The following is a 26,965-nucleotide window of genomic DNA, read 5'->3' on the forward strand; positions in this document are numbered from 1 at the left end:
GCAGGCTTAGAGCGCAGGAATCGATGACGTTACAACAGTGGTGTTTTTCTTTTAAGGGTCGCATTGGGCGGCGCGACTTCTGGATCTGGATGGGGCTGTGGTTGGTGCTGATGGCGGCGGCGTTTACGCTGGCCAATTATCAGCTGATCGCCATCCAATCCATCGCCTTCTTTATCGTGGCGCTGCTGTGGCCGACGGCGGCGGTGCTGGTCAAACGCCTGCACGATCGCAACAAGGCCGGCTGGTGGGCGCTGCTGCTGATCCTGGCGTGGATGCTGGCGGCAGGGAACTGGCAGATGCTGGCGCCGATCTGGCAATGGGGCGTCGGGCGTTTCATCCCGACGCTGATTATCGTGATGATGATGATCGATCTGGGCGCCTTCGTCGGCACGCCGGGAGACAATCGGTTCGGCCCGGAAGCCGAACCGGTGAAGTTTCGCTGATCCCCTTTGGGTTACCAGTAGTGTTCGCTGGTGATGTGGCCCGGTTTACGGCGCAGGTGTTTGCGCATCTGGCGGTGGTCTTTCAGCGTTTGCTGGGTGTCCCGCACCATCTGCGGGTTGCCGCACAGCATCACGTGGCTGGTTTCGGCGTCGATGGTCAAGCCGATCGCCGCTTCCAGCCGGCCGTCCTCGATCAGCGCCGGCACGCGGCCGGTCAGTGAACCGGGTGTTTCTTCGCGGCTGACGACGGTCTGGATACGCAGCTTGCCGTTGTAGCGTTGCTGCAGTTGTTGCATCAGCGGCAGGTAGCTCAGATCGCGCGCGAAACGCGCGGCGTGCACCAGCACCAGGTTGTTAAAGCGTTCCAGGCCGACGCCCTGCTGCAGAATCGATAAATAGGGGCCGATGGCGGTGCCGGTCGCCAGCATCCACAGCGTGTCGCAGTCGGGCACCTCGTCCAGCACGAAGAAGCCGGCCGCTTCTTTGGTCACCATCACGTCCGAGCCTGGCCGCAGCTGATTGAGGCGCGGGCTCAGTTTGCCTTCCGGCACGGTGACCAGATAGAACTCCAGGTTGGCGTCATCGGGAGCATTGACGTAGGAGTAGGCGCGCTGCACCCGTTCGCCGTCGATCTCCAGCGCCAGTTTGGCGAATTGCCCGGCGGTGAAAGGATCGATAGGGGCATTGACCACCAGGCTGAACAGCCCGTCGGTCCATTGTTTTACCTGCGTAACTTTGCCGTTTACCCATTCAGCCATACTCTAAAGCTCCCGTGGTCGAATCAAATAAGCACAATGTCGTGAGCCGGAAATGGCGTGCGCGGTGCGCTCTACCCGGTAGTCGTTGCCGAACAGGCGATGAAACAGCTGCAGTTCGGAATTGCACAGGCTGCTGCAGTTGGAACCGGCCACGCCGATCGGACAGTGGTTTTCCACCAGTAGCGCACCGTGCGGATGGTCGAGCAATTCTGCCATGTAACCGTCGTGTTGCCGCAGACGCACCAGGCGGGTTAACCGGTCCTGATGGCTGCGTTCGGCGGACAGCTCTTCGGTGTAACGCAGATAAAGCTGCTCTTCGCGCGCGCTGAGCAACGGTTCCACGCCGGCGCCGCCAAACAGCTGCAGCGCGGATGCCCGCAGCCGCTCCTGATCGGCGGCCACATAGGCGTGCCCCCGTTCGGTCAGCGACCAGTAGCGCGTCGGGCGGCCGACCTTGCTGCGCGCTTCTTCGTAACAAACCAACTCACGTTTTTCCAGGGATTGCAGATGTTGTCGGATGCCCATCGGCGTGATGTCCAGACGCTCCGCCAGCATTTTGGCCGAGTGCGGGCCGAGAGCCTTTAACTGCAATAAAATCAGCTCAGGTGTTTTCATGAACCAAATCCCTATGGTGTTATTTTATTTCAAGTTGATGAAAATAATTATCGATTAAATGCTAAAGCCCGGCTACTGCAAGGGCGCTATTTTTAACTCCAAAGCGTTAGACGTACAGTTTAATTTACGAGCCTGGTCGGGTTTGCTGCCAGTGTGACCTGGATCAATATCTGCCTGAAACTCGCTAAAAAAATCAGATTTGATTAGTTTATGCCGCCATAGAGGGCTGCTCGCCGTTCTGGCTGCTGCAACGGCCATACCGGGACGCTGTGACGAGTTGAAACGTTAACGAAGATAATGAGAAAACTAGAGAATTTTCACCTGCTGGTGATGCTTATCCTGTTGGTTGCCGTCGGCCAGATGGCGCAAACCATTTATGTTCCCGTGATTGCTGATATCGCCCACGATCTGTCGGTTCGTACCGGCGCCGTGCAACGGGTGATGGCGGCGTATCTGCTAACCTACGGTTTCTCCCAGCTGATTTACGGGCCAATATCGGATCGTATTGGGCGTCGTCCGGTGATCCTGACGGGTATGATGATCTTCCTGGTTGGCGCGCTGGGCGCGTTGCTGTCCACCAACCTGACGATGCTGGTCGCCGCCAGCGCCATCCAGGGGATGGGCACCGGTGTGGCGGGCGTGATGGCGCGCACCATGCCGCGCGATCTGTATGCCGGCACCGCGCTGCGCTATGCCAACAGCCTGCTGAACATGGGGATTTTGGTCAGCCCGCTGCTGGCGCCGGTGATCGGCGGCGCGCTGGCGATGGTGTTCGGCTGGCGCGCCTGTTACGCCTTCCTGCTGGCGCTGTGCGCCTGCGTCGCCTTCGCGATGTTCCGTTGGTTGCCGGAAACCCGCCCGGTGCAAACTGAAAAACGCCGCATGCTGGCCAGTTTCCGCCAGCTGCTGAGCGACAGCACCTTCAGTTGCTATCTGGTGATGCTGATCGGCGCGCTGGCGGGGATTGCGGTATTTGAAGCCAGCTGCGGCGTGTTGATGGGTGGCGTGTTGGGGCTGAGCGGCCTGACCGTCAGCATCCTGTTCATTCTGCCGATCCCGGCGGCGTTTTTCGGCGCCTGGTACGCCGGGCGTGACGGCAAGACCTTCCACACGCTGATGTGGCATTCGGTGATTAGCTGCCTGCTGGCGGGGGCGATGATGTGGATCCCGGGCTGGTTCGGCGTGATGAACATCTGGACGCTGATCGTGCCGGCCGCGCTGTTCTTCTTCGGCGCCGGCATGCTGTTCCCGCTGGCGACCACCGGGGCGATGGAGCCGTTCCCTTACCTGGCCGGCGCAGCGGGCGCGCTGGTGGGCGGCATGCAGAATATGGGATCGGGGCTCGCGACCTGGCTTTCCGCCATGCTGCCGCAAACCGGGCAGTTTAGCCTAGGATTGCTGATGTTCGCGATGGCGCTGCTGATCCTGCTGTGCTGGTGGCCGCTGTCCAACCGGATGCAACATCAGGGGCATACCGCATAACGCCCTTCCCGAGCCGGCGCTGACCTTAGTCCTGCAAGACGGCTAAGGTCATGCCGCCGGTTTTGACCCAGGTTATTACTGCGCTGTGGCGATCGGTATACACTTTACCGACAGTGTTTTTCCGGGTTATTCGCTATGTCATCACTGCAGTTCATTCAACGTGTTCCCGTCGGCTTCTTTGGGATGGTTCTGGGGGTTTTCGGCCTCGGCAGCGCCTGGCGATACGCCGCCACGCTCGGCTATGGCCCCGGCTGGCTGGGCGAGTCGCTCATCTTTCTCGGCAGCGCCATCTGGCTGACGCTGGCGCTGATCTATCTCTGCCGTTGCCTGATAGACTCACGCGCGGTGCGTGACGAGTTTCGCAGCAATACTCAGTTCAGCTTTATCAGCCTGCTTCCGGCGGGCGGCGTGCTGGTGTCCATCGGCCTGCATCCCTACAGCCTGCCGCTGGCGAATGGGCTGATGGTCGCGGGCTCCGTCGGCCAGCTCATCTTCTCGGCTTGGCGCTGCGCGCCATTGTGGCGCGGCGAGTTCGCGTCGGAGGCCACGACGCCGGGATTTTACTTGCCGACGGTGGCCGCTAACTTTATCTGCGCGATGGCGTTTGGCACCTCCGGCCACCCTGATATCGGCATGATGTTTCTTGGCGCCGGTTTGATTTCATGGCTGACCCTCGAACCCGCCATCATCCACCGTCTACGCACAAAGGCCGCGCTGCCGGCCGCCGGCCGCGGCGTTATCGGCATCCAGCTGGCTCCGGCCTTTGTCGCCTGCTACGCGTGGTTATGCGTCAATGGCAACGACTTCGATACGTTCGCCTTAATCCTGTTGGGCTACGGCCTGCTGCAGCTGTTTTTTATGTCCCGGTTGGTGCGTTGGTTTTTTGCCGGTGGCTTCAGCCCGGGCATGTGGGCTTTCTCGTTCGGCTTATCGGCGATGGCAAACGCGTCGCTGCGGTTGCTGCAGAGCCAGCGCGGGGAGGAGATGCAAGTGCTGGCCTGGGGGCTGTTCGCGTTGGCCAACCTGCTGCTCATCGGTCTGATGGCGAAGACGCTGTGGCTGTTGTTGCGCGGAAAACTGCTGCCCGCCAAAACGCCGGTGGCGGGATGAACCCGCCCTCAGCGGCGGCTGGGGGCGGTCTCTTACCGGCTTACAGCAAAAACTCGTGCAGCGCCGGGTCTTTGCGATCCAGATAGTGGGTTGAACGGATGCGGCGGATGGTGCGCGACTTGCCGCGGATCAGCAGGGTTTCGGTTGTGGCCATGTTGCCCTGGCGGCTGATGCCCTCCAGCAGATCGCCCTTGGTGATGCCGGTGGCGGAGAAGATCACGTTGTCGTTGCGCGCCATCTGATCCAGACGCAGCGCCTGACCGGCTTCGATACCCATTTCCCGGCAGCGCGCCAGCTCCTGTTCGCCGATGCGGCGGTTTTCGGCGCTGTCGCCTTTCACCTTATGGCGCGGCAGCAAACGCGCCTGCATGTCGCCGTCCAGCGCGCGGATCACTGCGGCTGAGATCACCCCTTCCGGCGCGCCGCCGATGCCGTACATCACATCGACCTCGCTTTCCGGCATGCAGGTGAGAATGGAGGCCGCCACGTCGCCGTCAGGAATGGCGAATACCCGCACGCCCAGCTGCTGCATCTGCGCGATGACGCCGTCGTGGCGCGGTTTGGCCAACACGATGACCGTCAGCTGTGACAGCGGTTTGCTCAGCCGCGCGGCGACGTTCCGCAGGTTCTCCGCCAGCGGCAGATTGAGATCGATGGCGCCGCGCGCCGCCGGGCCGACCACCAGCTTCTCCATGTACATGTCCGGCGCGTGCAGGAAGGTGCCGCGATCGCCCACCGCCAAGACCGCCAGCGCATTGGACTGGCCCATGGCGGTCATGCGGGTGCCTTCGATCGGATCAACAGCGATGTCGACCGCGTCGCCCTGGCCGCTGCCGACCTGTTCGCCGATATACAGCATCGGCGCTTCGTCGATCTCGCCTTCGCCGATCACGATGCGCCCATCGATGTCCACTTTGTTGAGCATGATGCGCATGGCGTGGACCGCCGCACCGTCGGCGGCGTTCTTGTCGCCGCGTCCCAGCCATTTGTAGCCCGCCAGCGCAGCGGCTTCGGTAACGCGGGAAAATTCGATGGCTAATTCACGTTTCATGGCAAACCTGTCTGTGAGAAAGGGAAGAAAATATCGGCAAAGTCTATCACAGCGCGGCGCCGGCGGGGCGGGGCAAAAAAAAGCGCCGCCCGCAGGCAGCGCAATTTGGGGGGTAACGGCAAGGCTGGGTTTAGTCGTGATCTTCCCACGCCTGCGCGCGTGCCACCGCTTTTTTCCAGCCGCTGTAGCGGTAGTTGCGTTCGGTGGTTTCGATGCTTGGGCGGAATTCACGCTCAATCACCGCTTTGCTCTTCACCTCATCCAGATCGTTCCAGTAGCCGATGGCCAGGCCCGCCAGGAACGCGGCGCCCAACGCCGTCGATTCACGCACTTCAGGGCGCTCTACGCGGGTGCCGAGGATATCGGACTGGAACTGCATCAGGAAGTTGTTGGCGACCGCGCCGCCGTCCACGCGCAGCGATTGCAGGCGGGTGTTGGCGTCGGCCTGCATGGCGTCCAGCACGTCGCGAGTCTGGAAGGCGATGGATTCCAGCGTGGCGCGGATGATGTGGTTGCTGTTGGCGCCGCGGGTCAGGCCAAAGATGGCGCCGCGGGCATACGGATCCCAGTAGGGCGCGCCCAGGCCGGTGAAGGCCGGCACCACGTAGACGCCGTTGCTGTCTTTCACTTTGGTGGCGAAATATTCGGAGTCGGCGGCGTCGCTGATCAGTTTCAGCTCGTCGCGCAGCCACTGGATAGACGCACCGCCGATGAACACCGCGCCTTCCAGCGCATAGTTCACTTCGCCGCGTGGGCCGCAGGCGATGGTGGTCAGCAGGCCGTTTTTCGAACGCACCGCTTCTTTGCCGGTGTTCATCAGCAGGAAGCAGCCGGTGCCGTAGGTGTTCTTCGCCATGCCCGGTTGAACGCACAGCTGGCCGTACAATGCCGCTTGCTGGTCACCGGCGATACCGGCGATAGGAATACGCGTGCCGCCCTTACCGCCGATGTTGGTCTGGCCGTACACCTCGGAGGAAGGACGGACTTTCGGCAGCATGGCGCGCGGGATATCCAGCACTTCCAGCATGCGCTCGTCCCAGTCCAGCTCGTGGATGTTGAACATCATGGTACGTGAGGCGTTGGTGTAATCGGTGACGTGTACGCGCCCCTGGGTCATCTTCCACACCAGCCAGGTATCGACGGTGCCGAACAGCAGTTCGCCGCGTTTGGCGCGCTCGCGGGCGCCTTCGACGTTGTCCAGGATCCACTTCACCTTGGTGCCGGAGAAGTACGGGTCAACCACCAGGCCGGTGTTGTGACGGATGTACTCTTCCAGGCCGTCGCGTTTGAGCTTCTCACAGATGTCGGCGGTGCGGCGGCACTGCCAGACGATGGCGTTGTAGACCGGCTTGCCGGTCTCTTTTTCCCAGACGATGGTGGTTTCGCGCTGGTTGGTGATGCCGATGCCGGCGATCTGATCGGAATTGATGTCGGCTTTCGCCAGCACTTCTACCAGCGTCGAGCTTTGCGACGCCCAGATTTCCATCGGGTCGTGCTCAACCCAGCCGGCCTTTGGATAGATCTGCGGGAATTCGCGCTGCGATACCGCAACGATGTTGGCGTCGTGATCGAGCACGACGGCGCGTGAGCTGGTGGTCCCTTGGTCGAGTGCGACAATGTATTTTTTTTCTACAGTCATGGTAATTATCCTGCTGTTGTTAACCGTGTAAAACTGCACCCATCACGCTTTGCGCTGCTGGGTCTTGGCGTCGGGCTCTTCTTCCGTCACGCAGACGTCGCACGGCAGGTGGCGGCCAATCAGCGCGCGGTAACCGAAAGCGCCCAGGCCACAGCCGACGATAGGAGCGAAGATCGGCACCAGGAAGTATGGGATGTCGCGTGCGCCGGTGAAGGCGACTTTGCCCCAGCCGGCCAGGTAGGCGAACAGTTTCGGGCCGAAGTCACGCGCCGGGTTCAACGCAAAGCCGGTCAATGGTCCCATGGAGGCGCCGATCACGGCAATCAGAATACCGATCAGCAGCGGTGCCAGCGGGCCGCGCGGGATGCCGTTGCCGTCGTCGGTCAGCGCCAGGATCAGGCACATCAGGATTGCCGCGATCACCATTTCTACCAGGAAGGCCTGGCCGACGGAGATGTGCGCGTTAGGGTAAGTCGAGAAGATGCTGGCCAGTTCGAGGCTTTCGTTGCTGCCGCGCACCATGTGGTGAGCCGCTTCGAAGTCGAAGAACAGGTTGTAGTACAGCCCATAGACCAGGGCAGCGGCGCAGAAGGCGCCGGCGATCTGCGCAATGATGTAAGGCACCACTTTGCGCCCGTCGAAGCAGGCGAACAGCCACAGGGCGAGGGTGACCGCCGGGTTGAGATGCGCGCCGGAAATGGCGGCGGTCAGATAGATGGCCATGGCGACGCCGAGGCCCCAAATGATGCTGATTTCCCACTGGCCGAAGCTGGCGCCCGCCAGTTTCAGTGCGGCAACGCAGCCTACGCCAAAGAAGATCAGCAGCGCCGTGCCGAGGAACTCGGCGATGCACTGGCCTTTTAATGTCGGACTGGTGGTTTGGCTCATAATGTTGGTGTCCTGCAAAACGGCGGTTGTTGGTTTATAGGCTCAGTTGGGTAGAGATCCGGCCTATGGGCACAGTTTTTTTCATCTCGTCCAATTATTGAATGAGGACGTGATGTAAATTTATCGTTAACGAACATAAACGAGAAATAGCGAAATCAAAATGTGTGTGGCGCGTCATAAAATTGAGCGATTTCGCGTCGTTTAGTGTTCTTTCTGAGCCATAAAAGTGTGATCTGACCAGTGGTTTGGTGAGGGCTGTTAACAACTCGCGGCGATGATGGTGGGGATTTTCAGTTTTTACTGATGGTGAGGGCAGGAAAATTGCAACAGACTGCGCGATGATCCGGTATGTTGCTAGACAGGCGGAGACTGGCTACTTACAATCGTTTTTAACGAATCGAGACTGGCGCGCCTTCCGTAACGGCGCGCGTCACTGAGCGCGATGCAATATTCGCAGTAGCTGCAGCCGACGTTGCGGCCGCTACCTATAGATGTACGCCTTGCTATCATGAGGGGACTGAAGCATGTCATTTGAAGTATTTGAGAAACTGGAAGCAAAAGTACAGCAGGCGATTGATACCATCACCTTGTTGCAGATGGAAATTGAAGAGCTGAAAGACAAAAACAACTCTCTGTCGCAGGAAGTTCAGGCTGCCTCCGGCAACCACGAAGCGCTGGTGCGCGAAAACCAACAGCTGAAAGAAGAACAGCACGTATGGCAAGATCGCCTGCGCGCGCTGCTGGGCAAAATGGAAGAGGTCTGATTCCTCACGCCATGCAGCAACGAAAAGGGCGCCTCAGGCGCCCTTTTTCATGTCCGAAAATCACTCGATGTCGAGCGGGTCTTCGGAGAGGATGATGCCGGTGTTGTCGGCATACAGGTGATCGCCGGAGAAGAAGGTGACGCCACCGAAGTTGACGCGGATATCGCTTTCGCCCACGCCTTCGCTTACGGCACCCGCCGGGATCGCCGCCATCGCCTGAATGCCGATGTCGAGCTCTTCCAGATCGTCCACCTGGCGCACCGCGCCGTACACCACGATGCCTTCCCATTCGTTCTGGGCGGCCAGGCGCGCCAGTTCGGCGTTGATCAGCGCCCGGCGAACCGAACCGCCGCCGTCGACCAACAGCACGCGGCCGCGGCCGTTTTCTTCAAGCAGATCGAATAACAGGCCGTTATCCTCAAAGCATTTCACCGTGGTGATCTGCCCGCCAAATGAAGTACGCCCGCCAAAATTGGAGAACAGAGGTTCAACAACGTTCACCTCTTCATGATAGATGTCGCAAAGTTCGGAAGTATCGTATTTCATAGGATTTTACGTCTGTTTGCCGCAGGAATGTTCAGTATATCCCTTTATTCGCCCTGTTGGCAAAATCATCAGTTTTTAACTGAGCGCCACGCCGATGGCGAACAGCAGGTTGGCCAGCAACGCCGCCTTGACCATGTGCTCCAGCATCGGCCGCATGCCGACCGGCGTCGGATCGCGCAGCACGCGCAGGCCGTGGCGCACCAGCAGCGGGATCGCCAGCACGAACAGCCAACCCCACGGACTGTGGAGGTTGAACAGCGTAAACAGCGCGAAACACAGCACCGCGCCGCCGAGCAGCAGGGCATGGTAAATGCGCGCCTTGTGCGGGCCGAGACGCACCGCCAGCGTATTCTTGCCGTTTTCGCGATCGCTCTCGATATCGCGCAGATTGTTGATGTTAAGCACCGCCGTCGCCAGCAGGCCGCAGGCGGTGGCCGGCAGCATCACGACGCTGTCGAAGGTGTGCGTTTGCAAATAGTAGGTGCCGGCCACGCTCAGCCAGCCGAAGAACACCAGCACCGAGATGTCGCCCAGCCCCAAATACCCGTAGGGTTTGTTGCCGACGGTGTAAGTGATCGCCGCCACGATAGACAGCCCGCCCAGCACCAGGAAGCCCACCACGTCGCTGGGTTGCTCGCAGGCGACGGCGATCAGCGAACAGCCGGCGAGGGCGATCAGCACCACCGTCACCACCAGCGCCCGCTTCATCTGCGCCTGGGTGATCATGCCTTTTTGCATGCCGCGCAATGGCCCGATGCGATCTTCTTTGTCGCTGCCTTTGACCGCATCGCCGTAGTCGTTCGCCAGGTTGGAGAGGATCTGCAGCAGACCGGCGGTCAACAGCGCCAGCAGCGCCACTTCAGGTTTCAGGCTGCCGTGCCAGGCGGCGATCGCCGAGCCGACCACGATGGAGGCAAAGGCCAACGGCAGGGTGCGGGGGCGTAGACTTTCCAGCCAGGCGGAAATCGGGGTGGTGGAGGTTGATGAGCTCATGTTTCGCTTCTGTCAGTAAGTTGCGGTGTCCGTTAGAAATAATTGTGGGAGGCAATGCCTCCCACACAGATGACTGACAAGACAATGATTGAGCGATTATAGGATAAAACGACTCAAATCTTCATCCGCCACCAGTTCATCCAGATGACTGCGCACGTAATCCGCATCAATTGTAATGGATTGGCCATTAATTTCACTCGCATCGTAGGAAATATCTTCCATCAGACGCTCCAGCACGGTGTGCAGACGACGCGCGCCGATGTTCTCGGTGCTTTCGTTGACCTGCCACGCGGCTTCGGCGATGCGGCGGATGCCGTCGGCGGTGAACTCGATATTGACGCCTTCGGTGCCCATCAGCGCTTTGTACTGTTCGGTCAGCGATGCGCTCGGCTCGGTCAGGATGCGCTCGAAGTCTTCGGTAGTCAGCGCCTGCAGCTCAACGCGGATCGGCAGACGGCCCTGTAGTTCTGGGATCAGATCCGACGGGTTGGCGGTCTGGAACGCACCGGAAGCGATGAACAGGATGTGGTCGGTCTTCACCATACCGTGCTTGGTGGATACGGTGCAGCCTTCCACCAGCGGCAGCAGATCGCGTTGCACGCCTTCGCGCGAGACGTCCGGGCCGGAGCTCTGGCCGCCGCGCTTACAGATTTTGTCGATCTCATCGATAAATACGATGCCGTGCTGTTCAACCGCTTCGATCGCCTGCTCTTTCAGCTCTTCCGGGTTCACCAGCTTGGCGGCTTCTTCTTCCACCAGCAGCTTGAAGGCTTCTTTGATCTTCACCTTGCGCGGTTTTTGCTTCTGGCCGCCGAGGTTCTGGAACATCGACTGCAGCTGGTTGGTCATCTCTTCCATGCCCGGAGGCGCCATGATTTCCACGCCCATTGGCGCGGCGGCCAGATCGATTTCGATCTCTTTGTCATCCAGCTGGCCTTCGCGCAGCTTCTTGCGGAATGCCTGGCGGGCGGCGGACGGCTCCTGATGCTCTTCCGGCTGGCCCCAGTTGTTCTTGGCCGGCGGGATCAGCACGTCGAGAATGCGCTCTTCGGCCAACTCTTCGGCACGGGTACGGTTTTTCTCGATCGACTGCATACGCACCATTTTGATGGCAGCATCGGTCAGATCGCGGATGATGGAATCCACTTCTTTGCCCACATAGCCCACTTCGGTGAACTTGGTGGCTTCAACCTTGATGAACGGCGCGTTGGCCAGCTTCGCCAGACGACGGGCGATTTCGGTTTTACCGACGCCGGTCGGGCCGATCATCAGAATGTTTTTCGGGGTCACTTCGTGGCGCAGCATCTCGTTGAGCTGCATCCGGCGCCAGCGGTTGCGCAGGGCAATGGCGACAGCGCGTTTGGCCTTGTTTTGGCCAATGATATAGCTGTCCAGTTCGCTGACGATCTCGCGCGGGGTCATTTCAGACATGGTATTCGATCCTTACGCTTTGGAAGGCAATTCTTCAATGGTGTGGAAATGGTTGGTATAAATACAGATGTCACCGGCGATGTTGAGGGATTTCTCAACGATATCGCGGGCGCTCAGCTCGGTATTTTCCAACATGGCGCGGGCGGCGGCCTGAGCGTACGGGCCGCCGGAACCGATGGCGATCAGATCGTTTTCCGGCTGCACCACATCGCCGTTGCCGGTGATGATCAGCGAAGCGGTTTCATCAGCGACTGCCAGCAGCGCTTCGAGCTTGCGCAACATGCGGTCGGTGCGCCAATCTTTCGCCAGCTCCACGGCGGCTTTCACCAGGTGGCCCTGATGCATTTCCAGTTTGCGTTCAAACAGTTCAAACAGCGTGAAGGCGTCAGCGGTGCCACCGGCGAAACCGGCGATCACTTTGTCGTTATACAGGCGACGCACTTTCTTGACGTTACCCTTCATCACCGTATTACCCAGGGTTGCCTGGCCATCACCACCGATGACGACCTGGCCGTTGCGGCGTACGCTTACAATTGTTGTCACGAGCAGACCCTCGTTAAAGACGGAAAGAAGTCCCCGCAGCGCCTGCTTTCGCAGACGCTACGAGGCATATTGAGAGTATAGATGGGGGGGGATTGACGCTTTTCAACCCCCAACGGAGAGGGGAATGCAACTCGACATGCCGACGCCCTTCAGGCGTGAAAGGGTTTTATCCGCTGCTGCGCGGCTGCTGTAGGGGCCGAGCACCACGCGATTCCAACCGCCACCGGCGGTGATGCGGCTCTCGATGCCTTCGAACGCCAGGCGCGCACGCACGGATTCAGCCTGATCGGTGGCGCGGAACGAACCGCATTGCACCATCCACTTCTGTTTCGATTCCGGCTTGGTTTCCTGCTTGGCCGTTTCCTGTTTCACTTCCGGTTTGGGCTCCGGCTTCGGTTGCGGCTTCGGCTCAGGCTGTTTCACCTGCACCGGCGGTGGGGTGACCGGCTTCGGCTGCTGGTGCTGCTGCACCGGCGCGGTGGTGGCCCCGTTGTTGAATGGGTTGCGCGGCGCCTGGGTAACCGGCTGCTGTTGCATTTGCTGTTGTTGCATTTGCTGTTGTTGCATCTGCTGCTGGCGGTTACTGCGCGCGTTGACCTGGCCCGGATCGTTATACGGCACTTCGTTCAGCTGCGTCGGGCGCTGCTGCATGTCGGCCTGCATCTGCTCCAGCAACTGCCGCTGTTCGGCGGTCAGCTGAGTTTTGGAATTGAGCTCGCCGCCGGCCGTCGGTTCGGTCGGTGTTTGCACGCCGATCTGCCGGTTTTCCAGCTCTTTGATGTAGCGCCAGCGCTCTTCCGGCTTCGGCGGCAGGCCGTTGCCGGGGCGCGTGGTGTGCGCAGGCAACAACGGCGCGTCTTCCGGCTTGTTGTGGGTAATGAAATAGAGGCCACCGACAAAGATAACCAGCAACGCGGCGGCTAACGCCAGCACGGTTTTGGAAACCTTCGGAGAACTGCGTTTTTTACGGCTGGGGGTTTTACGCTTAGCTCCTGCTGCGCGCCCACGGCTTACATAGTCTTTTTGTGCCACTATTATTCCGCTGTGTCCTGATGAGAGGATAAGTCCGTCATGTTACTGAACCCTAAAATATTTGACTAGCGTTTCGGGGCAGCGGTGCTGCCTCTGATAATCAATTCACTGTCCAACAGCCGGGAGCCGCTGGCCACCGTCTGGCCGTTCAACTGCTCCAACAGCAATAACATCGCCTGTTGGCCTATCTGGAAACGCGGCTGCGCCACCGTGGTCAGCGGCGGATCGCAATACTGCGCCAGCTTGAGGTCGTCAAAGCCGACGATCGACAGATCCTGCGGTACCCGCAGCCCCATTTTCTTCGCCTGGGACAGCACGCCGATCGCCATGACATCGCTGTGGCAGAACACCGCCGTCGGCGGTTTCGGCTGCGCCATCAGCGCCGTCAGCGCTTGCGCGCCGGCTTCGTAGGTAAAATCACCCCGGGTAATATAGCTGCTTTCGACGGTAATGCCATTACGACGTAGCGCTTGAACGTAACCCTGTAGCCGATAATGGCTCAGCGGCATCTGTTCCGGCCCGGCGACGCAGGCGATCTGCCGGTGGCCCAGTTGATGCAAATAATGCACGGCTTCAAAGGCGGCGGTCAGGTTGTCGATATGCACCGTCGGCAGTTCCAGCTCGGGCGCGAACTCGTTGGCCATCACCATCGGCGGCAGGTTGCGCTGCTCTTCCTTGCTGGCGTCGAACGGCAGGTTAGAGCCCAGCAGCAGCATGCCATCGATCTGTTTGGTGATGATCAGATTGACGAAGGTGCGTTCTTGCTGGTTTTGCTGCGCGCAGTCGCCGATCAGCACCAGATAGCCTTGTTGGGCGGCGGTCTGTTCGATCCCCTGGATCACATCGGCGAAAAACGGATCGCAGATGTCGGGCACGATCACCAGGATAGTGCGAGATTCGTTGCGTTTGATATTGCGTGACAGAGCATGAGGAGAATAACCCACGGCCAGCACGGCCTGTTCTACTTTCTGGCGCGTTGGCGTCGACACCTTTTCCGGGTTCATCAGCGCACGCGATACGGTAGCCGTTGAAACGCCCGCCATTTCGGCGACGTCTTTCATGGTCGCCATGGATAACTCTTTCTTGTGTTCCAACGCCTTTCTCCTTGCGTCAGCCCCATGCCGACGCCACTACTGCTGTTTGCTCACAATGTCCGGCATGCGGTGGCGGGATTGTTGTCATTGAGCGCCACTCGCGTTCGGGCACTCCGTCGCGCTGCGATGTGGCGACAAAATTTGCCCTCGCAGACATTCTAAACAGAATACGCCCCGCCTTTGTTACCTAATTTGCATAAAAAATGTGACCTGAGAAGGTTTTTTAGCGTTCGCTCGCAATTTCAAGGGTAAACGTTTGCACTGCCGCAGCTAAATCGGACTTTTCCGGGATCAGCTGTCGATCGGATCGACATCCAGCGTCCATTTCACCTTGCGCGTTTGCGGCAGAGTGCCGATCAGCGGCAGCGAGCTTTTCATCAGCTGTTGCAGGACGCGCCGCGTCGGATGTTGCAGCAACAGCTGCCAGCGGAAACGGCCGCCGCGTTTCGACTGCAGCGCCGGCACCGGGCCCATCACCCACAGCGAGTCGTCCTTCAGCGGGCTGGCTTCCAACAGATTGCGCAGCTGCTGCAAGAACAACGGGGCCTGCTGGTTGTCGTGATCTTCGGCGCGCACGATGATGTGGCTGGTGTAAGGCGGCAGAAACACGCTGTTGCGCTCCGCCAGCGTCTGTTTGGCGAAGGCGTCGTAACCCTGTTGCAGCAGCACCTGCAGCAGCGGGTGCTCCGGATGGTGGGTTTGCAGCAGCACTTCACCCTGTTTGCCCGCGCGGCCGGCACGCCCGGAGACCTGGGTATACAGCTGAGCGAAACGCTCGGCGGAGCGGAAGTCGGCGGAGAACAGCGCGCCGTCCACGTCCAGCAACGCCACCAGCGTGACGTCGGGAAAATGGTGGCCTTTGGCGAGCATCTGTGTGCCGATCAGAATGCGCGCTTCGCCGCGATGAATATCCGCCAGGTGTTGCTCCAGCGATCCTTTGCGGCTGGTGGTGTCACGATCGATGCGGGTGATCGGCGTGTCGGGGAACAGCGGCGCCAGCTCATGCTCCAGCTGTTCGGTGCCGACGCCGACCGACACCAGATGGGTGGATCCGCACTGTGGGCACTGGTGCGGCACCGGTCGCTGGCTGTCGCAGTGGTGGCAGCGCAGCTGACGCTGATGCTGGTGGAAGGTGTAGTAGTGATCGCAGCGCTGGCACTCGGCGATCCAACCGCACTCGTGGCACAGCAGCGCCGGGGCGTAACCGCGGCGGTTGAGGAACAGCATCACCTGGTTGCCGGCTTTTAAATGGTGCTGCATGCTTTTCAAAAGCGGTTGCGACAGGCCGACCTTCAGCGGCAGCCCTTTCAGATCGATCAGGTGCTGCGCCGCCGGTTTGGCGTTGCCCGCGCGCTGGGTGAGCTTCAACTGGCGATATTTGCCCAGTTGCACGTTGTGCAGCGTTTCCAGTGCCGGCGTGGCGGAGCCCATCACCATCGGGATGTCTTCTTCCCGGGCGCGGAACACCGCCAGATCGCGGGCGTGGTAGCGCCAGCCTTCCTGCTGTTTATAAGAGCTGTCGTGCTCTTCGTCGATGATGATCACGCCCAGCTGCCGGAATGGCGTGAACAGCGCCGAACGGGTGCCGATGACGATGGCGGCTTCGCCGCTGCGCGCGCGCAGCCAAACCGCCAGCCGCTCGCTGTCGTTCAGTCCGGAGTGCAGCACGTCCACCGGCGCGTTGAAGCGCTCGCGAAAGCGGGCGATGGTTTGCGGCGTCAGGCCGATTTCCGGCACCAGCACCAGCGCCTGTCGGCCTTTGGCCAGCACGTTTTCCAGCACGCTGAGGTACACCTCGGTCTTGCCGGAGCCGGTCACCCCGGCCAGCAGCCAGGCGGCGAACTGCTCATCCTCGCTTCTGATCGCCCCGACGGCGGTAGCCTGTTCGGTGTTCAGCCGCAGCCGCTCGCCGAGCACCGCGAAGTTGGGGCGCCAGTCGTGCGTATCCGCGACCTGAGCGCGCAGATCGATCAGCCCTTTGGCGCGCAGCGCCTGCAGGGCGCTTTCCGTCAGCTCCAGCTGGCTTACCTGATGGCGATAGACCGGGCGTTGCAGCAGCGCCGCCAGCGCCTGCTGCTGTTTCGGCGCGCGTTTCAGGCTTTCGGGCGGGGTGGCGCGCCCCTCTTCGGTGGCGAACCACTGCCACAGCGGCGCGGCTTCGGCCGGTTTGCCTTGCCGCAGCAGGATCGGCAGCGCGTGAAACAGCACTTCGCCGATGGGGTAGTGATAGTAATCGCTGGCCCAGCGCAGGATGCGCCACAGGCTGGGGGAGAACAGCGACTCGGCGTCTATCACGCTGTCGATCGGTTTGAGCTTGTCCAGCGGCAGTTCGCTGGTGTCGCTGCAGCCGGTGACGATGCCGATCGCATGCTGCCTGCCCCAGGGCACGCCCACGCGCGCGCCGGCCACCGGCTGCATGCCGGGCGGCAGCAGATAGTCGAAGGTGCGGGCGAGGGGGACCGGCAAGGCAACGTGTACGACGGGCATGATCTCATCCAAATTGAAAAAAAGTGGGCATCAGTTTACACGGCGCATCGGCAAATGTACGGTTCCGATTGCGCGCCTCGGCTAATGCTGTATAATTTGCCGCCTTTGGTATAATTCGATACCAAAATTCTATTATCAACCACGTGTGGTGTCTGGCGAAACAGGGCTGGATAGCGACACGGCCTTAACTGAGGTTTCCCATGAAACAAGGTATCCACCCAAAATACGAAGAAGTTACTGCTAACTGCTCTTGCGGTAACGTGATGAAGATCCGCTCCACCGTGGGCCACGATCTGAACCTGGACGTTTGTGGCGCATGCCACCCGTTCTACACTGGCAAGCAGCGTGACGTTGCTACCGGTGGCCGCGTTGACCGCTTCAACAAGCGTTTCAGCGTACCAGGCGCTAAGAAATAAGATTTCTTATCGTCCGATGAAAAAGGCGCCTTGGGCGCCTTTTTTCGTTTCTGCCGCCGGCGTTCGCCGGGCGGTTCTCAATATTCCCAGGTATCGGGATCGACACCCAGTTCGCGCATCAACACTTTTGCGGCTTCCGGGATTTCATCGCTGCGCTCTTTGCGCAGGTCTTCATCGTTCGGCAGCGGCTGGCCGGTAAAGGCATGCAGAAACGCTTCGCACAGCAGTTCGCTGTTGGTGGCGTGGCGCAGGTTGTTCACCTGGCGACGGGTCCGTTCGTCGGTGAGGATTTTCAGGACCTTCAGCGGAATGGATACCGTGATCTTTTTGACTTGCTCGCTTTTTTTACCGTGTTCAGCGTAAGGGCTGACATACTCGCCGTTCCACTCAGCCATGGGACACCTTAACTTTGTCAGAAAAATTACAAAATTCTAAAAACCGGCCAATTATGCCCGATCTTCACTGTTCTCACTAAATAAATGTCAATTTTACGCGACCAGGGTCACTGAATGCCCCGCTTCGGTCAGGCATTGCCGCTTAACATCTTATCGTCATGTCATATCGGCATAATTTTAGCGGGTATTGTGTCATTGCTCAATCTATACGCAAAGAAGTTTAGATGTCCAGATGTATTGACGTCTATCAATCCTGCGATTACTCTTTAGGCCTCATTCACCGAACCGAGAGCCGAGCGAGACCATGACGCGTAAACCAGCCACGATTGCCGTACGCAGCGGCCTGAACGATGACGAACAGTACGGCTGCGTCGTCCCGCCGATTCATCTGTCCAGCACCTATAACTTTACCGACTTCAACCAACCCCGAGCCCATGACTACTCGCGCCGCGGCAACCCGACGCGCGACGTGGTGCAACGTGCGTTGGCGGAGCTGGAAGGCGGTGCCGGCGCGGTGATGACCGGCAGCGGGATGTCGGCGATCCATCTGGTGACCACTGTGCTGCTGAAGCCCGGCGATCTGCTGGTGGCGCCGCACGACTGCTACGGCGGCAGCTATCGGTTGTTCGACAGCCTGAGCAAGCGCGGCGCCTATCGCGTGCTGTTCGTCGATCAGGGTAATGAAGCCGCCCTGCAGCAGGCGCTGGCGCAAAAGCCGAAGCTGGTGCTGATTGAAAGCCCCAGCAATCCGCTGCTGCGGGTGGTGGATATCGCGGCGATCTGCGCCGCCGCGCACGCGGCGGGCGCGTTGACGGTGGTGGACAACACCTTCCTCAGCCCGGCCCTGCAACAGCCGATCGAACTCGGTGCCGATCTGGTGGTCCATTCTTGCACCAAATACCTGAATGGGCATTCGGACGTGGTGGCCGGCGCGGTGATTGCCAAAGATCCCGAGCTGGCGGTCGAATTGGCTTGGTGGGCGAACAATATCGGTGTAACCGGCGGTGCGTTCGACAGCTATCTGCTGCTGCGCGGCATGCGCACGCTGTCGCCGCGCATCAAGGCGGCGCAGCAAAACGCCGAAGCGATTGTCGGTTATTTACAGCAGCAACCGCTGGTGAAAAAGCTGTATCATCCCTCCCTGCCGGAAAATCCGGGGCATGAGATCGCCCGCCGGCAGCAGCGTGGTTTCGGCGCGATGCTGAGTTTTGAACTGGACGGCGATGAAGCGGTGCTGCGCCGTTTTCTCTCTGCCCTTGAGCTGTTTACTCTGGCAGAATCGCTGGGCGGCGTAGAAAGCCTGATCTCGCATGCAGCGACCATGACCCACGCCGGCATGGCGGCGGAGGCGCGGGCAGCGGCCGGCATCTCCGAGAGCTTGCTGCGCATTTCCGTGGGTATTGAAGACAGTGAAGATTTGATTGCCGATCTGGAACGCGCTTTCCAGGCGGCGGCAACGAGGTAAGCATGAATGCAATTGCTGTAGCAGGGCCGGTGAGCGGGCGTCAACTGCACAAGTTTGGCGGCAGCAGTCTGGCGGATGTGAAGTGTTATCTGCGTGTGGCCGGGATTATGGCGGAATACAGCCAGCCGGGCGACATGATGGTGGTATCGGCCGCCGGCAGTACCACCAACCAGTTGATCAACTGGCTGAAGCTCAGCCAGAGCGATCGCCTGTCTGCGCACCAGGTGCAGCAGACGTTGCGTCGTTATCACAGCGATCTTATCAGCGGCCTGTTGCCGCCGGAAAGCGCCGAGCCGCTGATCGCCGAGTTCATTCAGGATCTGGAACGTCTGGCGGTGCTGCTGGACGGTAAAGCTGACGAGGTGTGCTATGCCGAAGTGGTCGGGCACGGCGAGATCTGGTCGGCGCGCCTGATGGCGGCGGTGCTCAACCACCTGGATATGCAGGCGGCCTGGCTGGATGCGCGTGATTTCCTGCGCGCCGAACGCGCCGCGCAGCCGCAGGTGGATGAAGGCCGTTCTTATCCGCTGCTGCAGCAATTGTTGGCTCAACATCCGGGCAAGCGCCTGGTGGTGACCGGCTTCATTTCGCGCAACGACGCCGGGGAAACCGTGCTGTTGGGGCGCAACGGCAGTGATTACTCTGCCACTCAGGTCGGCGCGTTGGCCGGCGCTGCGCGTGTCACCATCTGGAGCGACGTGGCCGGGGTATACAGCGCCGACCCGCGCAAGGTGAAAGACGCCTGCCTGCTGCCGCTGCTGCGCCTGGACGAAGCCAGCGAGCTGGCACGCCTGGCGGCACCGGTGTTGCATACCCGCACCCTGCAGCCGGTCTCCGGCAGCGATATCGATCTTCAGCTGCGCTGCAGCTACCAGCCGGAGCAGGGCTCGACGCGCATCGAGCGCGTATTGGCGTCCGGCACCGGCGCCAAGATTGTCACCAGCCACGATGACGTGTGCCTGATTGAGCTGCACGTCGCCGCTCAGCATGACTTCAAACTGGCGCAGAAAGAGTTGGATCTGGTGCTCAAACGCGCGCAGATCAAACCGCTGGCGGTGGGCATCCATCCTGACCGCAATCGGGTGCAGCTGTGCTACACCTCCGAGGTGGTCAACAGCGCACTGGCGATCCTGCAGGCCTCGGCGCTGCCAGGCGAGCTGCACCTGCGCGAAGGGTTGGCGCTGGTGGCGATGGTCGGCGCCGGGGTGTGCAAGAACCCGCTGCACAGCCACCGTTTCTATCAGCAGCTGAAAGATCAGCCGGTCGAGTTTATCTGGCAGGCGGAAGATGGCATCAGCCTGGTGGCGGTATTGCGCCAGGGGCCGACCGCGCTGCTGATTCAGGGGCTGCACCAAAGCCTGTTCCGCGCCGAGAAGCGCATCGGTCTGGTGCTGTTCGGCAAGGGCAACATCGGGTCGCGCTGGCTGGAGCTGTTCGCCCGTGAACAGACCAATATCTCCGCGCGCAGCGGCTTCGAATTTATCCTGGCGGGGGTGGTGGACAGCCGCCGCAGCCTGCTGAACTATGACGGGCTGGACGCCAGCCGCGCGCTGGCATTCTTTGAGGACGAAGCGCAGGAGCTGGATGAAGAATCGCTGTTCCTGTGGATGCGCGCGCACCCGTTCGACGATCTGGTGGTGCTCGACGTGACCGCCAGCGAAGAGCTGGCCGGGCAGTATCTGGATTTCGCCAGCTACGGTTTTCACGTGATCAGCGCCAACAAGTTGGCGGGGGCCTCGTGCAGCGACAGCTATCGCCAAATACGCGACGCCTTCGCCAAAACCGGCCGCCACTGGCTGTATAACGCTACCGTCGGTGCCGGCCTGCCGGTCAACCACACGGTGCGCGATCTGCGCGACAGCGGCGACAGCATTCTGGCGATCAGCGGCATCTTCTCCGGCACGCTTTCCTGGCTGTTCCTGCAGTATGACGGCACGGTGCCGTTCACCGAGCTGGTGGATCAGGCCTGGCAGCAGGGGCTGACCGAACCGGATCCGCGGGTCGATCTCTCCGGCCAGGACGTGATGCGCAAGCTGGTGATCCTGGCGCGCGAGGCGGGCTACGACATCGAGCCGAACCAGGTGCGGGTCGAGTCGCTGGTGCCGGCGGGCTGCGAGCTGGGCTCCGTCGATCAGTTCTTCGAGAACGGTGAGGCGCTGAATCAGCAGATGCAGCAGCGCTTTGAGGCCGCCAGCGAAATGGGCCTGGTGCTGCGTCACGTGGCGCGTTTCGACGCCAACGGCAAGGCGCGGGTCGGTGTGGAGGCGGTGCGCCCTGAGCACCCGCTGGCCTCGCTGCTGCCGTGCGACAACATGTTTGCCATCGAAAGCCGCTGGTATCGCGATAATCCGCTGGTGATCCGCGGGCCGGGCGCCGGCCGCGATGTGACCGCCGGCGCTATCCAGTCAGACCTTAACCGTTTGGCGCAGCTGCTTTAATCCTCTGCGGGCGCGGGCTCACCGCGCCCCTTTGCTTTTCCTGCCATACTTATCTTTGCCGCTGTCATGAAATTCCCTCGTTGAGCGGGTGAGGATTAATCATCTTATTCCCCTCATTTTCCTGTTGACTCTTTAGCCAACATGCGGCATTTTCTATCTAGACGTCTAAACGTATAGACGCTCATCAAGATGAAATAAAAACAGTGATCGATAAAGAGGTGAGCAGGGTATGAGTTTTTTCCACGCAAACCAGCGGGAAGCGCTGAATCAGAGTCTGGCGGAGTTGAACGGCCAGATTAACGTATCATTCGAGTTCTTCCCGCCACGCACCAGCGAGATGGAAGAGACCCTGTGGCAGTCGATCGATCGTCTGAGCATCCTCAAACCTAAATTCGTTTCCGTCACCTACGGCGCCAATTCCGGCGAGCGCGATCGCACCCACAGCATCATCAAGGGGATCAAGGAGCGCACCGGCCTGGAGGCGGCGCCGCACCTGACCTGCATCGACGCCAGCCCGGCGCAGCTGCGCGACATTGCGACCGATTACTGGAACAGCGGCATCCGCCATATCGTGGCGCTGCGCGGCGATCTGCCGCCGGGCGGCGGCAAGCCGGACATGTACGCGACCGATCTGGTGGCGTTGCTGAAAGACGTGGGTGACTTCGACATTTCCGTCGCCGCCTACCCGGAAGTGCACCCGGAGGCGAAAAGCGCCCAGGCCGATTTGATTAACCTGAAACGCAAGATCGATGCCGGCGCCAGTCGCGCAATTACCCAGTTCTTCTTCGACGTTGAGAGCTATCTGCGCTTTCGCGACCGCTGCGTTGCCGCCGGTATCGATGTGGAAATCGTGCCGGGCATTCTGCCGGTGTCCAACTTCAAGCAGCTACAGCGCTTTGCCACCATGACCAACGTGCGGGTGCCAAGCTGGATGACCAGCATGTTCGAAGGGCTGGACGACGATGCGGAGACCCGCAAAATGGTCGGCGCCAACATCGCCATGGACATGGTGAAGATCCTGAGCCGCGAAGGGGTGAAAGATTTCCACTTCTATACGCTGAACCGTGCAGAGATGAGCTACGCGATCTGCCACACGCTGGGCGTGCGCCCGGTGGCCGCCGCCTGACAGGCTTGTTCCATTGAAAAAGGGCGTCGCTTTACCGCGGCGCCCTTTTTTTGTGGGGGAAAGGCATAAAAAAACGGCCCCGATAAACGGGGCCGCGATGAGGCTCACTAGCCGGTGTTGCGCATCCCGGCGGCGACGCCGGCGATGGTGACCATCAGCGCCTGCTCGACGCGGGCGTCCGGTTGCTCCTGCTGACGAGAACGGTGCAGCAGTTCAGCCTGCAAGACGTTCAGCGGGTCGGTGTAAACGTTGCGCAGCGCGATGGATTCAGCGATCCACGGCAGGTCTTCCATCAGGTGCGCATCGTTGGCGATGGTCAGCACCACCTTGATGTCGCTTTCCAGCTGATCGCGCAGCTGTTGACCCAGCGGCCACAGTGCTTTATCCACCAGGCGCTGATCGTAGTATTCCGCCAGCCACAGGTCGGCTTTGGCGAACACCATTTCCAGCATGGCGATACGGGTGGAGAAGAACGGCCAGTCGCGACACATCGCTTCCAGCTCCGCCTGTTTGCCGGCTTTCACCGCTTCCTGCAATCCGGCGCCGGCGCCGAGCCAGGCCGGCAGCATCAGGCGGTTCTGCGTCCAGGCGAAGATCCACGGAATGGCGCGCAGGCTCTCTACGCCGCCGTTCGGCTTGCGCTTGGCCGGGCGTGAACCCAGCGGCAGTTTGCCCAGCTCCAGCTCCGGCGTGGCCGCGCGGAAGTAAGGCACAAAGTCCGGGTTTTCACGCACGTAGCCGCGATACATCCGGCAGGAGGTCTCGGACAGGTCGTCCATCAGCGCCCGCCATTCTTTCTTCGGTTCCGGCGGCGGCAGCAGGTTGGCCTCGAGGATCGCGCCTGCATACAGCGCCAGGCTGCTGATGGTGACTTCCGGCAGGCCGAACTTGAAGCGGATCATCTCGCCCTGTTCGGTGACGCGCAGGCCGCCCTTCAAGCTGCCCGGCGGCTGAGACAGCAGCGCCGCATGCGCCGGTGCGCCGCCGCGGCCGATGGAGCCGCCGCGGCCGTGGAACAGCGTCAGCGCTACGCCGGCCTTTTCACAGGTTTTGATCAGCGCGTCCTGCGCGCGGTACTGCGCCCAGGAAGCGGCCATCACGCCGGCGTCTTTCGCCGAGTCGGAATAGCCGATCATCACCATCTGTTTGCCCTGGATGAAGCCGCGATACCAGTCGATGTTCAGCAACTGGGTCATCACGTCGTCGGCGTTGTTCAGGTCGTCGAGGGTTTCGAACAGCGGGGCGACCGGCAGCGCGAACGGGCAGCCGGCCTCCTTCAGCAGCAGGTGCACCGCCAACACGTCGGAAGGCGTGCGCGCCATCGAAATCACGTAGGCGGCGATCGAACCCTGCGGCGCTTCGGCGATCACCCGGCAGGTTTCCAGCACTTCCTGCGTATCGGCGCTCGGTTGCCATTTCAGCGGCACCAGCGGGCGTTTGGAGTTCAGTTCGCGGATCAGGAACGCCTGCTTATCGGCTTCCGACCAGCTTTCATAATCGCCCAGCCCCAGATAGCGGGTCAGCTCGGCGATGGCTTCGGTATGGCGGGTGCTTTCCTGGCGCACGTCGATACGCACCAGCGGCACGCCGAAGCAGCGCACGCGGCGCAGGGTATCCAGCAGTTGACCATTGGCGATGATGCCCATGCCGCAGGCCTGCAGCGACTGGTAGCAGGCATACAGCGGCTCCCACAGCTGCTCGTTGTTCACCAGCAGGTCGTGCGGTTTCAGCACGCGCTCGCCCTTCAGGCGACCTTCCAGATAGGCCTGGGAGCTCATCAGCTGGCTGCGCAGCTGCTTCATGATTTCGCGGTACGGTTCCTGCACTTCGTCACCGCCGGCGCGGGCGCGCAGCTCCGGGGTGCACTCGGTCATCGACAGCTCGGAGACCAGTACCTGAATATCGCGGGTAAACAGGTCGCAGGCTTTCCAGCGGCTGAGCAGCAGCACATGGCGGGTAATTTCGGCGGTGACGTTCGGGTTGCCGTCGCGATCGCCGCCCATCCAGGAAGTGAAGCGCACCGGCACCGCTTCTACCGGCAGGCTGTAATCGATGGAGTTTTCCAGCTGTTCGTTGAATTCGCGCAGGAACGCCGGCACGCCTTCCCACAGGCTGTTTTCCACGACGGCAAAACCCCATTTGGCTTCGTCGATCGGAGAAGGGCGGTGTTTGCGAATTTCATCGGTGTGCCACGACTGGGCTACCAGCTGACGCAGGCGGCGCATGATCTTGTTGCGCTCGTAGTCGGCCAGATCGTTGTGATCGAGCTGGCTGAGGCAGGTGTTGACCTCCACCAGCTTGTGGATCAGGGTGCGGCGGGTGATCTCCGTCGGGTGCGCCGTCAGCACCAGCTCGATGGAGAGTTGCGACACGGCGTGCTGCAGCTCTTTATCGCTGAGCTTTCTGTCTTTGAGGCGGCTGAACAATTGAGCCAGCGCTTCCGGATTGCTGGCGGCTTCGCCGTTGGGCGAAATGCTGTGGTACTGCTCGGCGACGTTGGTCAGGTTGAGGAACTGGCTGAAGGCGCGCGCCACCGGCAGCAGCTCGTCGTTGGACAGGTTCTGCAGGGTGGAGAGCAGCTCCTGGCGATGCGCTTCGTTGCCGGCGCGTGAGGATTTGGAAAGCTTACGGATGGTCTCAACGCGATCGAGAATATGCTCGCCCAGCGCTTCTTTGATGGTATCGCCGAGCAATTTGCCGAGCATACTGACATTACTGCGCATTGCCGAATATTGTTCGTTCATATAACCCCTGACCCAGTTCTGTATGATTTTTATCTTGTAAATAAATTTCACGCGTCAGGCGCAGACCGCCTGCCTGATCACATCGCGTTCCTGTCCAATCGTCAATTGACACTATTTTTAGCAAAAAAACATCAAAATCGGCGCATTTTCTGAAATTTAATTACGCCGCGTGGGTTATCAGCGTGGCTTATTTCGCTGCCTTCTACTTATTTTGAGTTAGGGGAAGCATAAAGCATTTCCCCTGCTAAATGTCGGGTTTATTGCTGGCAAAAGTGATTGATCAGCTGGCCCAACAGTTTGCGCGTCGGTTCGATAAACGCGGTGTCGATGTATTCGTCCGGCTGGTGGGCCTGATCGATGGAACCGGGGCCGAGCACCAACGTCGGGCAGACCTGCTGAACGAACGGCGCTTCGGTGCAGTAGTTGACCACCTGCGTGCGGGTGCCCAGCAGTTCCTCGATCACTGCCACCATGCGGTGGTCGGTCGGGCATTCGTAGCCCGGTACCGACGCGTGCAGCTCTTCGATGGTCAGGCGGCCCGGCCAGCGTTGGCTCACCGGCTCCAATGCCTGATGCATCAGTTCGTTGATGTTGTCGAGCGTCATGCCGGGCAGCGGGCGGATATCCAGGTGCAGCTCGCAGCAGGCGCAGATGCGGTTGGCCGCGTCGCCGCCGCTGATATGGCCGAAGTTCATGGTGGGATAAGGCACGGCGAACGCCGGGTTGTTGTAGCGCTCCTGCAGGGTTTTGCGCAGCTCCATCAGGCGGACGATGGATTCGTGCATCAGATCGATGGCGTTGACGCCGCGTGCCGGATCGCTGGAGTGGCCGGACTGGCCGACGATGCGAATGGCGTTGGCCATGTGGCCCTTGTGTGCGCGCACCGGCTGCAGCGAGGTCGGCTCACCGATGATGGCGAAATCTGGACGAATGGCGGTAGAGGCGGCGAAGTAACGCGCGCCGGCCATCGTCGTTTCTTCATCTGCGGTGGCTAAAATGTACAGCGGCTTGGTCAATTTGCTCGCGTCGATATCGCGCACCGCATCCAGAATAAAGGCGAAGAAGCCTTTCATGTCGGCGGTGCCTAGCCCGTAGAGCTTGTTGTCGTGCTCGGTCAGGGTGAAGGGATCGCGCGTCCAGCGGCCTTCGTCGTAAGGCACCGTATCGGTGTGGCCGGCCAGCAGCAGGCCGCCGCTGCCTTCGCCGATGCTGGCCAGCAGGTTGAATTTGTGGCGCGACTCCGGCACCGGCTGTACGTCGACGCGAAAGCCCAGGTCGGCAAACCATCCGGCCAGCAAGTTGATTAACGCCTCATTGCTCTGATCGAGGCCGGCATCGGTGGCGCTGATTGACGGAGTGGCGATCAACGCCCGGTACAGCTCAATAAATGGAGGTAATTTCATCTTCACTGTTGACAGCCTTTGGTTAGGATAGTATCAATATTCATGCATTTATTTTGAATAAAAATACAGTAAGCCGAAGCGTAAGGGAACCCGATACCCGGA

The 26,965-nt window shown here is 60.5% G+C and carries 23 protein-coding genes; 8 read left to right on the forward strand and 15 right to left on the reverse strand.

Annotated elements, in window-relative coordinates; translation table 11 throughout:
* Positions 1–23 precede the first annotated feature (23 nt).
* Positions 24–443 carry a DUF805 domain-containing protein gene (locus FOT55_RS13330; protein ID WP_016929710.1) on the forward strand — a complete coding sequence of 140 codons (420 nt, stop codon included), beginning with the start codon at positions 24–26 and terminating at the stop codon, positions 441–443.
* Between the two features lie 11 nt (positions 444–454).
* Here FOT55_RS13330 and fpr read toward each other — a convergent pair whose 3' ends face one another.
* Both fpr and FOT55_RS13340 read right to left on the reverse strand, forming a co-directional pair.
* On the reverse strand, positions 455–1,201 hold the full coding sequence (gene fpr / locus FOT55_RS13335; protein WP_004931107.1) for a ferredoxin--NADP(+) reductase: 747 nt from the start codon (positions 1,199–1,201) through the stop codon (positions 455–457).
* 3 nt (positions 1,202–1,204) lie between these two features.
* Positions 1,205–1,816: a helix-turn-helix transcriptional regulator gene (locus FOT55_RS13340; protein ID WP_127146966.1), complete on the reverse strand. Its 612-nt coding sequence runs from the start codon at positions 1,814–1,816 to the stop codon at positions 1,205–1,207.
* A 297-nt stretch (positions 1,817–2,113) separates the two neighbouring features.
* On the opposite strand from FOT55_RS13340, the gene emrD reads away from it, so the two are divergent.
* Positions 2,114–3,298, forward strand: coding sequence for a multidrug efflux MFS transporter EmrD (gene emrD / locus FOT55_RS13345; protein ID WP_096242678.1), 1,185 nt, complete (start codon positions 2,114–2,116; stop codon positions 3,296–3,298).
* A 135-nt stretch (positions 3,299–3,433) separates the two neighbouring features.
* Positions 3,434–4,408 (forward strand): dicarboxylate transporter/tellurite-resistance protein TehA, encoded by a 975-nt coding sequence (tehA, locus tag FOT55_RS13350; protein WP_147823559.1) that lies wholly within the window; start codon positions 3,434–3,436, stop codon positions 4,406–4,408.
* 40 nt (positions 4,409–4,448) lie between these two features.
* Here tehA and glpX read toward each other — a convergent pair whose 3' ends face one another.
* From glpX to FOT55_RS13365, 3 genes are all read right to left on the reverse strand, one after another.
* A complete protein-coding gene (gene glpX, locus FOT55_RS13355) occupies positions 4,449–5,459 on the reverse strand; it encodes a class II fructose-bisphosphatase (protein WP_025304665.1) in 1,011 nt (336 codons plus the stop codon).
* Between the two features lie 130 nt (positions 5,460–5,589).
* Positions 5,590–7,098, reverse strand: coding sequence for a glycerol kinase GlpK (gene glpK / locus FOT55_RS13360; protein ID WP_025304664.1), 1,509 nt, complete (start codon positions 7,096–7,098; stop codon positions 5,590–5,592).
* 42 nt (positions 7,099–7,140) lie between these two features.
* The gene (locus FOT55_RS13365) at positions 7,141–7,986 is read right to left on the reverse strand and encodes an MIP/aquaporin family protein (RefSeq protein ID WP_049195738.1); all 846 of its coding nucleotides are present in this window, start codon (positions 7,984–7,986) and stop codon (positions 7,141–7,143) included.
* A gap of 524 nt (positions 7,987–8,510) precedes the next feature.
* Between FOT55_RS13365 and zapB the strand changes: the two genes are divergently transcribed.
* Positions 8,511–8,750, forward strand: a complete 240-nt coding sequence (gene zapB / locus FOT55_RS13370; RefSeq protein WP_004931092.1) for a septal ring assembly protein ZapB — start codon at positions 8,511–8,513, stop codon at positions 8,748–8,750.
* A gap of 60 nt (positions 8,751–8,810) precedes the next feature.
* Here the strand turns inward: zapB and rraA are convergent, their stop codons facing one another.
* From rraA to priA, 7 genes are all read right to left on the reverse strand, one after another.
* Positions 8,811–9,296 (reverse strand): ribonuclease E activity regulator RraA, encoded by a 486-nt coding sequence (gene rraA / locus FOT55_RS13375; RefSeq protein ID WP_004931090.1) that lies wholly within the window; start codon positions 9,294–9,296, stop codon positions 8,811–8,813.
* 75 nt (positions 9,297–9,371) lie between these two features.
* Complete coding sequence (locus FOT55_RS13380) at positions 9,372–10,289, reverse strand: 1,4-dihydroxy-2-naphthoate polyprenyltransferase (RefSeq protein WP_015379416.1); 918 nt, start codon at positions 10,287–10,289, stop codon at positions 9,372–9,374.
* A 96-nt stretch (positions 10,290–10,385) separates the two neighbouring features.
* Complete coding sequence (gene hslU / locus FOT55_RS13385) at positions 10,386–11,720, reverse strand: HslU--HslV peptidase ATPase subunit (protein ID WP_025304663.1); 1,335 nt, start codon at positions 11,718–11,720, stop codon at positions 10,386–10,388.
* A gap of 12 nt (positions 11,721–11,732) precedes the next feature.
* Positions 11,733–12,263, reverse strand: a complete 531-nt coding sequence (hslV, locus tag FOT55_RS13390; protein ID WP_004931085.1) for an ATP-dependent protease subunit HslV — start codon at positions 12,261–12,263, stop codon at positions 11,733–11,735.
* A gap of 102 nt (positions 12,264–12,365) precedes the next feature.
* Positions 12,366–13,295 (reverse strand): cell division protein FtsN, encoded by a 930-nt coding sequence (gene ftsN, locus FOT55_RS13395; protein WP_147823560.1) that lies wholly within the window; start codon positions 13,293–13,295, stop codon positions 12,366–12,368.
* A gap of 65 nt (positions 13,296–13,360) precedes the next feature.
* Positions 13,361–14,389, reverse strand: coding sequence for a DNA-binding transcriptional regulator CytR (cytR, locus tag FOT55_RS13400; RefSeq protein WP_004931082.1), 1,029 nt, complete (start codon positions 14,387–14,389; stop codon positions 13,361–13,363).
* 291 nt (positions 14,390–14,680) lie between these two features.
* Positions 14,681–16,876: a primosomal protein N' gene (priA, locus tag FOT55_RS13405; protein WP_049205326.1), complete on the reverse strand. Its 2,196-nt coding sequence runs from the start codon at positions 16,874–16,876 to the stop codon at positions 14,681–14,683.
* A gap of 200 nt (positions 16,877–17,076) precedes the next feature.
* Here priA and rpmE point away from each other — a divergent pair, with 200 nt between their 5' ends.
* The gene (gene rpmE, locus FOT55_RS13410; RefSeq protein ID WP_004931078.1) at positions 17,077–17,292 is read left to right on the forward strand and encodes a 50S ribosomal protein L31; all 216 of its coding nucleotides are present in this window, start codon (positions 17,077–17,079) and stop codon (positions 17,290–17,292) included.
* A gap of 77 nt (positions 17,293–17,369) precedes the next feature.
* On the opposite strand, the gene metJ is transcribed toward rpmE, so the two are convergent.
* Positions 17,370–17,687, reverse strand: a complete 318-nt coding sequence (gene metJ / locus FOT55_RS13415) for a met regulon transcriptional regulator MetJ (protein WP_006317756.1) — start codon at positions 17,685–17,687, stop codon at positions 17,370–17,372.
* A gap of 304 nt (positions 17,688–17,991) precedes the next feature.
* Here metJ and metB point away from each other — a divergent pair, with 304 nt between their 5' ends.
* From metB to metF, 3 genes are all read left to right on the forward strand, one after another.
* Positions 17,992–19,152, forward strand: a complete 1,161-nt coding sequence (gene metB / locus FOT55_RS13420) for a cystathionine gamma-synthase (protein ID WP_025304659.1) — start codon at positions 17,992–17,994, stop codon at positions 19,150–19,152.
* A 2-nt stretch (positions 19,153–19,154) separates the two neighbouring features.
* Entirely contained in the window at positions 19,155–21,590 is a 2,436-nt protein-coding gene (locus FOT55_RS13425; RefSeq protein WP_147823561.1) for a bifunctional aspartate kinase/homoserine dehydrogenase II, read from the forward strand.
* 229 nt (positions 21,591–21,819) lie between these two features.
* Entirely contained in the window at positions 21,820–22,716 is an 897-nt protein-coding gene (gene metF, locus FOT55_RS13430; RefSeq protein ID WP_004931071.1) for a methylenetetrahydrofolate reductase, read from the forward strand.
* A 107-nt stretch (positions 22,717–22,823) separates the two neighbouring features.
* Here metF and ppc read toward each other — a convergent pair whose 3' ends face one another.
* Both ppc and argE read right to left on the reverse strand, forming a co-directional pair.
* Positions 22,824–25,460 (reverse strand): phosphoenolpyruvate carboxylase, encoded by a 2,637-nt coding sequence (ppc, locus tag FOT55_RS13435; RefSeq protein WP_049205361.1) that lies wholly within the window; start codon positions 25,458–25,460, stop codon positions 22,824–22,826.
* Between the two features lie 257 nt (positions 25,461–25,717).
* Positions 25,718–26,863, reverse strand: a complete 1,146-nt coding sequence (argE, locus tag FOT55_RS13440) for an acetylornithine deacetylase (RefSeq protein ID WP_187181943.1) — start codon at positions 26,861–26,863, stop codon at positions 25,718–25,720.
* Positions 26,864–26,965 lie beyond the last annotated feature (102 nt).

Source organism: Serratia bockelmannii, assembly GCF_008011855.1.
Classification (GTDB): Bacteria; Pseudomonadota; Gammaproteobacteria; order Enterobacterales; family Enterobacteriaceae; genus Serratia; species Serratia bockelmannii.

Bases quoted from the DNA above. Each gene is read 5' to 3' on its own strand.
- fpr (WP_004931107.1), bottom strand. From the start codon at position 1,201: ATGGCTGAATGGGTAAACGGCAAAGTTACGCAGGTAAAACAATGGACC.
- FOT55_RS13330 (WP_016929710.1), top strand. From the start codon at position 24: ATGACGTTACAACAGTGGTGTTTTTCTTTTAAGGGTCGCATTGGGCGG.
- metB (WP_025304659.1), top strand. From the start codon at position 17,992: ATGACGCGTAAACCAGCCACGATTGCCGTACGCAGCGGCCTGAACGAT.
- FOT55_RS13340 (WP_127146966.1), bottom strand. From the start codon at position 1,816: ATGAAAACACCTGAGCTGATTTTATTGCAGTTAAAGGCTCTCGGCCCG.
- metJ (WP_006317756.1), bottom strand. From the start codon at position 17,687: ATGGCTGAGTGGAACGGCGAGTATGTCAGCCCTTACGCTGAACACGGT.
- FOT55_RS13380 (WP_015379416.1), bottom strand. From the start codon at position 10,289: ATGAGCTCATCAACCTCCACCACCCCGATTTCCGCCTGGCTGGAAAGT.
- zapB (WP_004931092.1), top strand. From the start codon at position 8,511: ATGTCATTTGAAGTATTTGAGAAACTGGAAGCAAAAGTACAGCAGGCG.
- priA (WP_049205326.1), bottom strand. From the start codon at position 16,876: ATGCCCGTCGTACACGTTGCCTTGCCGGTCCCCCTCGCCCGCACCTTC.
- rpmE (WP_004931078.1), top strand. From the start codon at position 17,077: ATGAAACAAGGTATCCACCCAAAATACGAAGAAGTTACTGCTAACTGC.
- hslU (WP_025304663.1), bottom strand. From the start codon at position 11,720: ATGTCTGAAATGACCCCGCGCGAGATCGTCAGCGAACTGGACAGCTAT.
- glpK (WP_025304664.1), bottom strand. From the start codon at position 7,098: ATGACTGTAGAAAAAAAATACATTGTCGCACTCGACCAAGGGACCACC.
- rraA (WP_004931090.1), bottom strand. From the start codon at position 9,296: ATGAAATACGATACTTCCGAACTTTGCGACATCTATCATGAAGAGGTG.
- FOT55_RS13365 (WP_049195738.1), bottom strand. From the start codon at position 7,986: ATGAGCCAAACCACCAGTCCGACATTAAAAGGCCAGTGCATCGCCGAG.
- ppc (WP_049205361.1), bottom strand. From the start codon at position 25,460: ATGAACGAACAATATTCGGCAATGCGCAGTAATGTCAGTATGCTCGGC.
- metF (WP_004931071.1), top strand. From the start codon at position 21,820: ATGAGTTTTTTCCACGCAAACCAGCGGGAAGCGCTGAATCAGAGTCTG.
- glpX (WP_025304665.1), bottom strand. From the start codon at position 5,459: ATGAAACGTGAATTAGCCATCGAATTTTCCCGCGTTACCGAAGCCGCT.
- argE (WP_187181943.1), bottom strand. From the start codon at position 26,863: ATGAAATTACCTCCATTTATTGAGCTGTACCGGGCGTTGATCGCCACT.
- FOT55_RS13425 (WP_147823561.1), top strand. From the start codon at position 19,155: ATGAATGCAATTGCTGTAGCAGGGCCGGTGAGCGGGCGTCAACTGCAC.
- tehA (WP_147823559.1), top strand. From the start codon at position 3,434: ATGTCATCACTGCAGTTCATTCAACGTGTTCCCGTCGGCTTCTTTGGG.
- emrD (WP_096242678.1), top strand. From the start codon at position 2,114: ATGAGAAAACTAGAGAATTTTCACCTGCTGGTGATGCTTATCCTGTTG.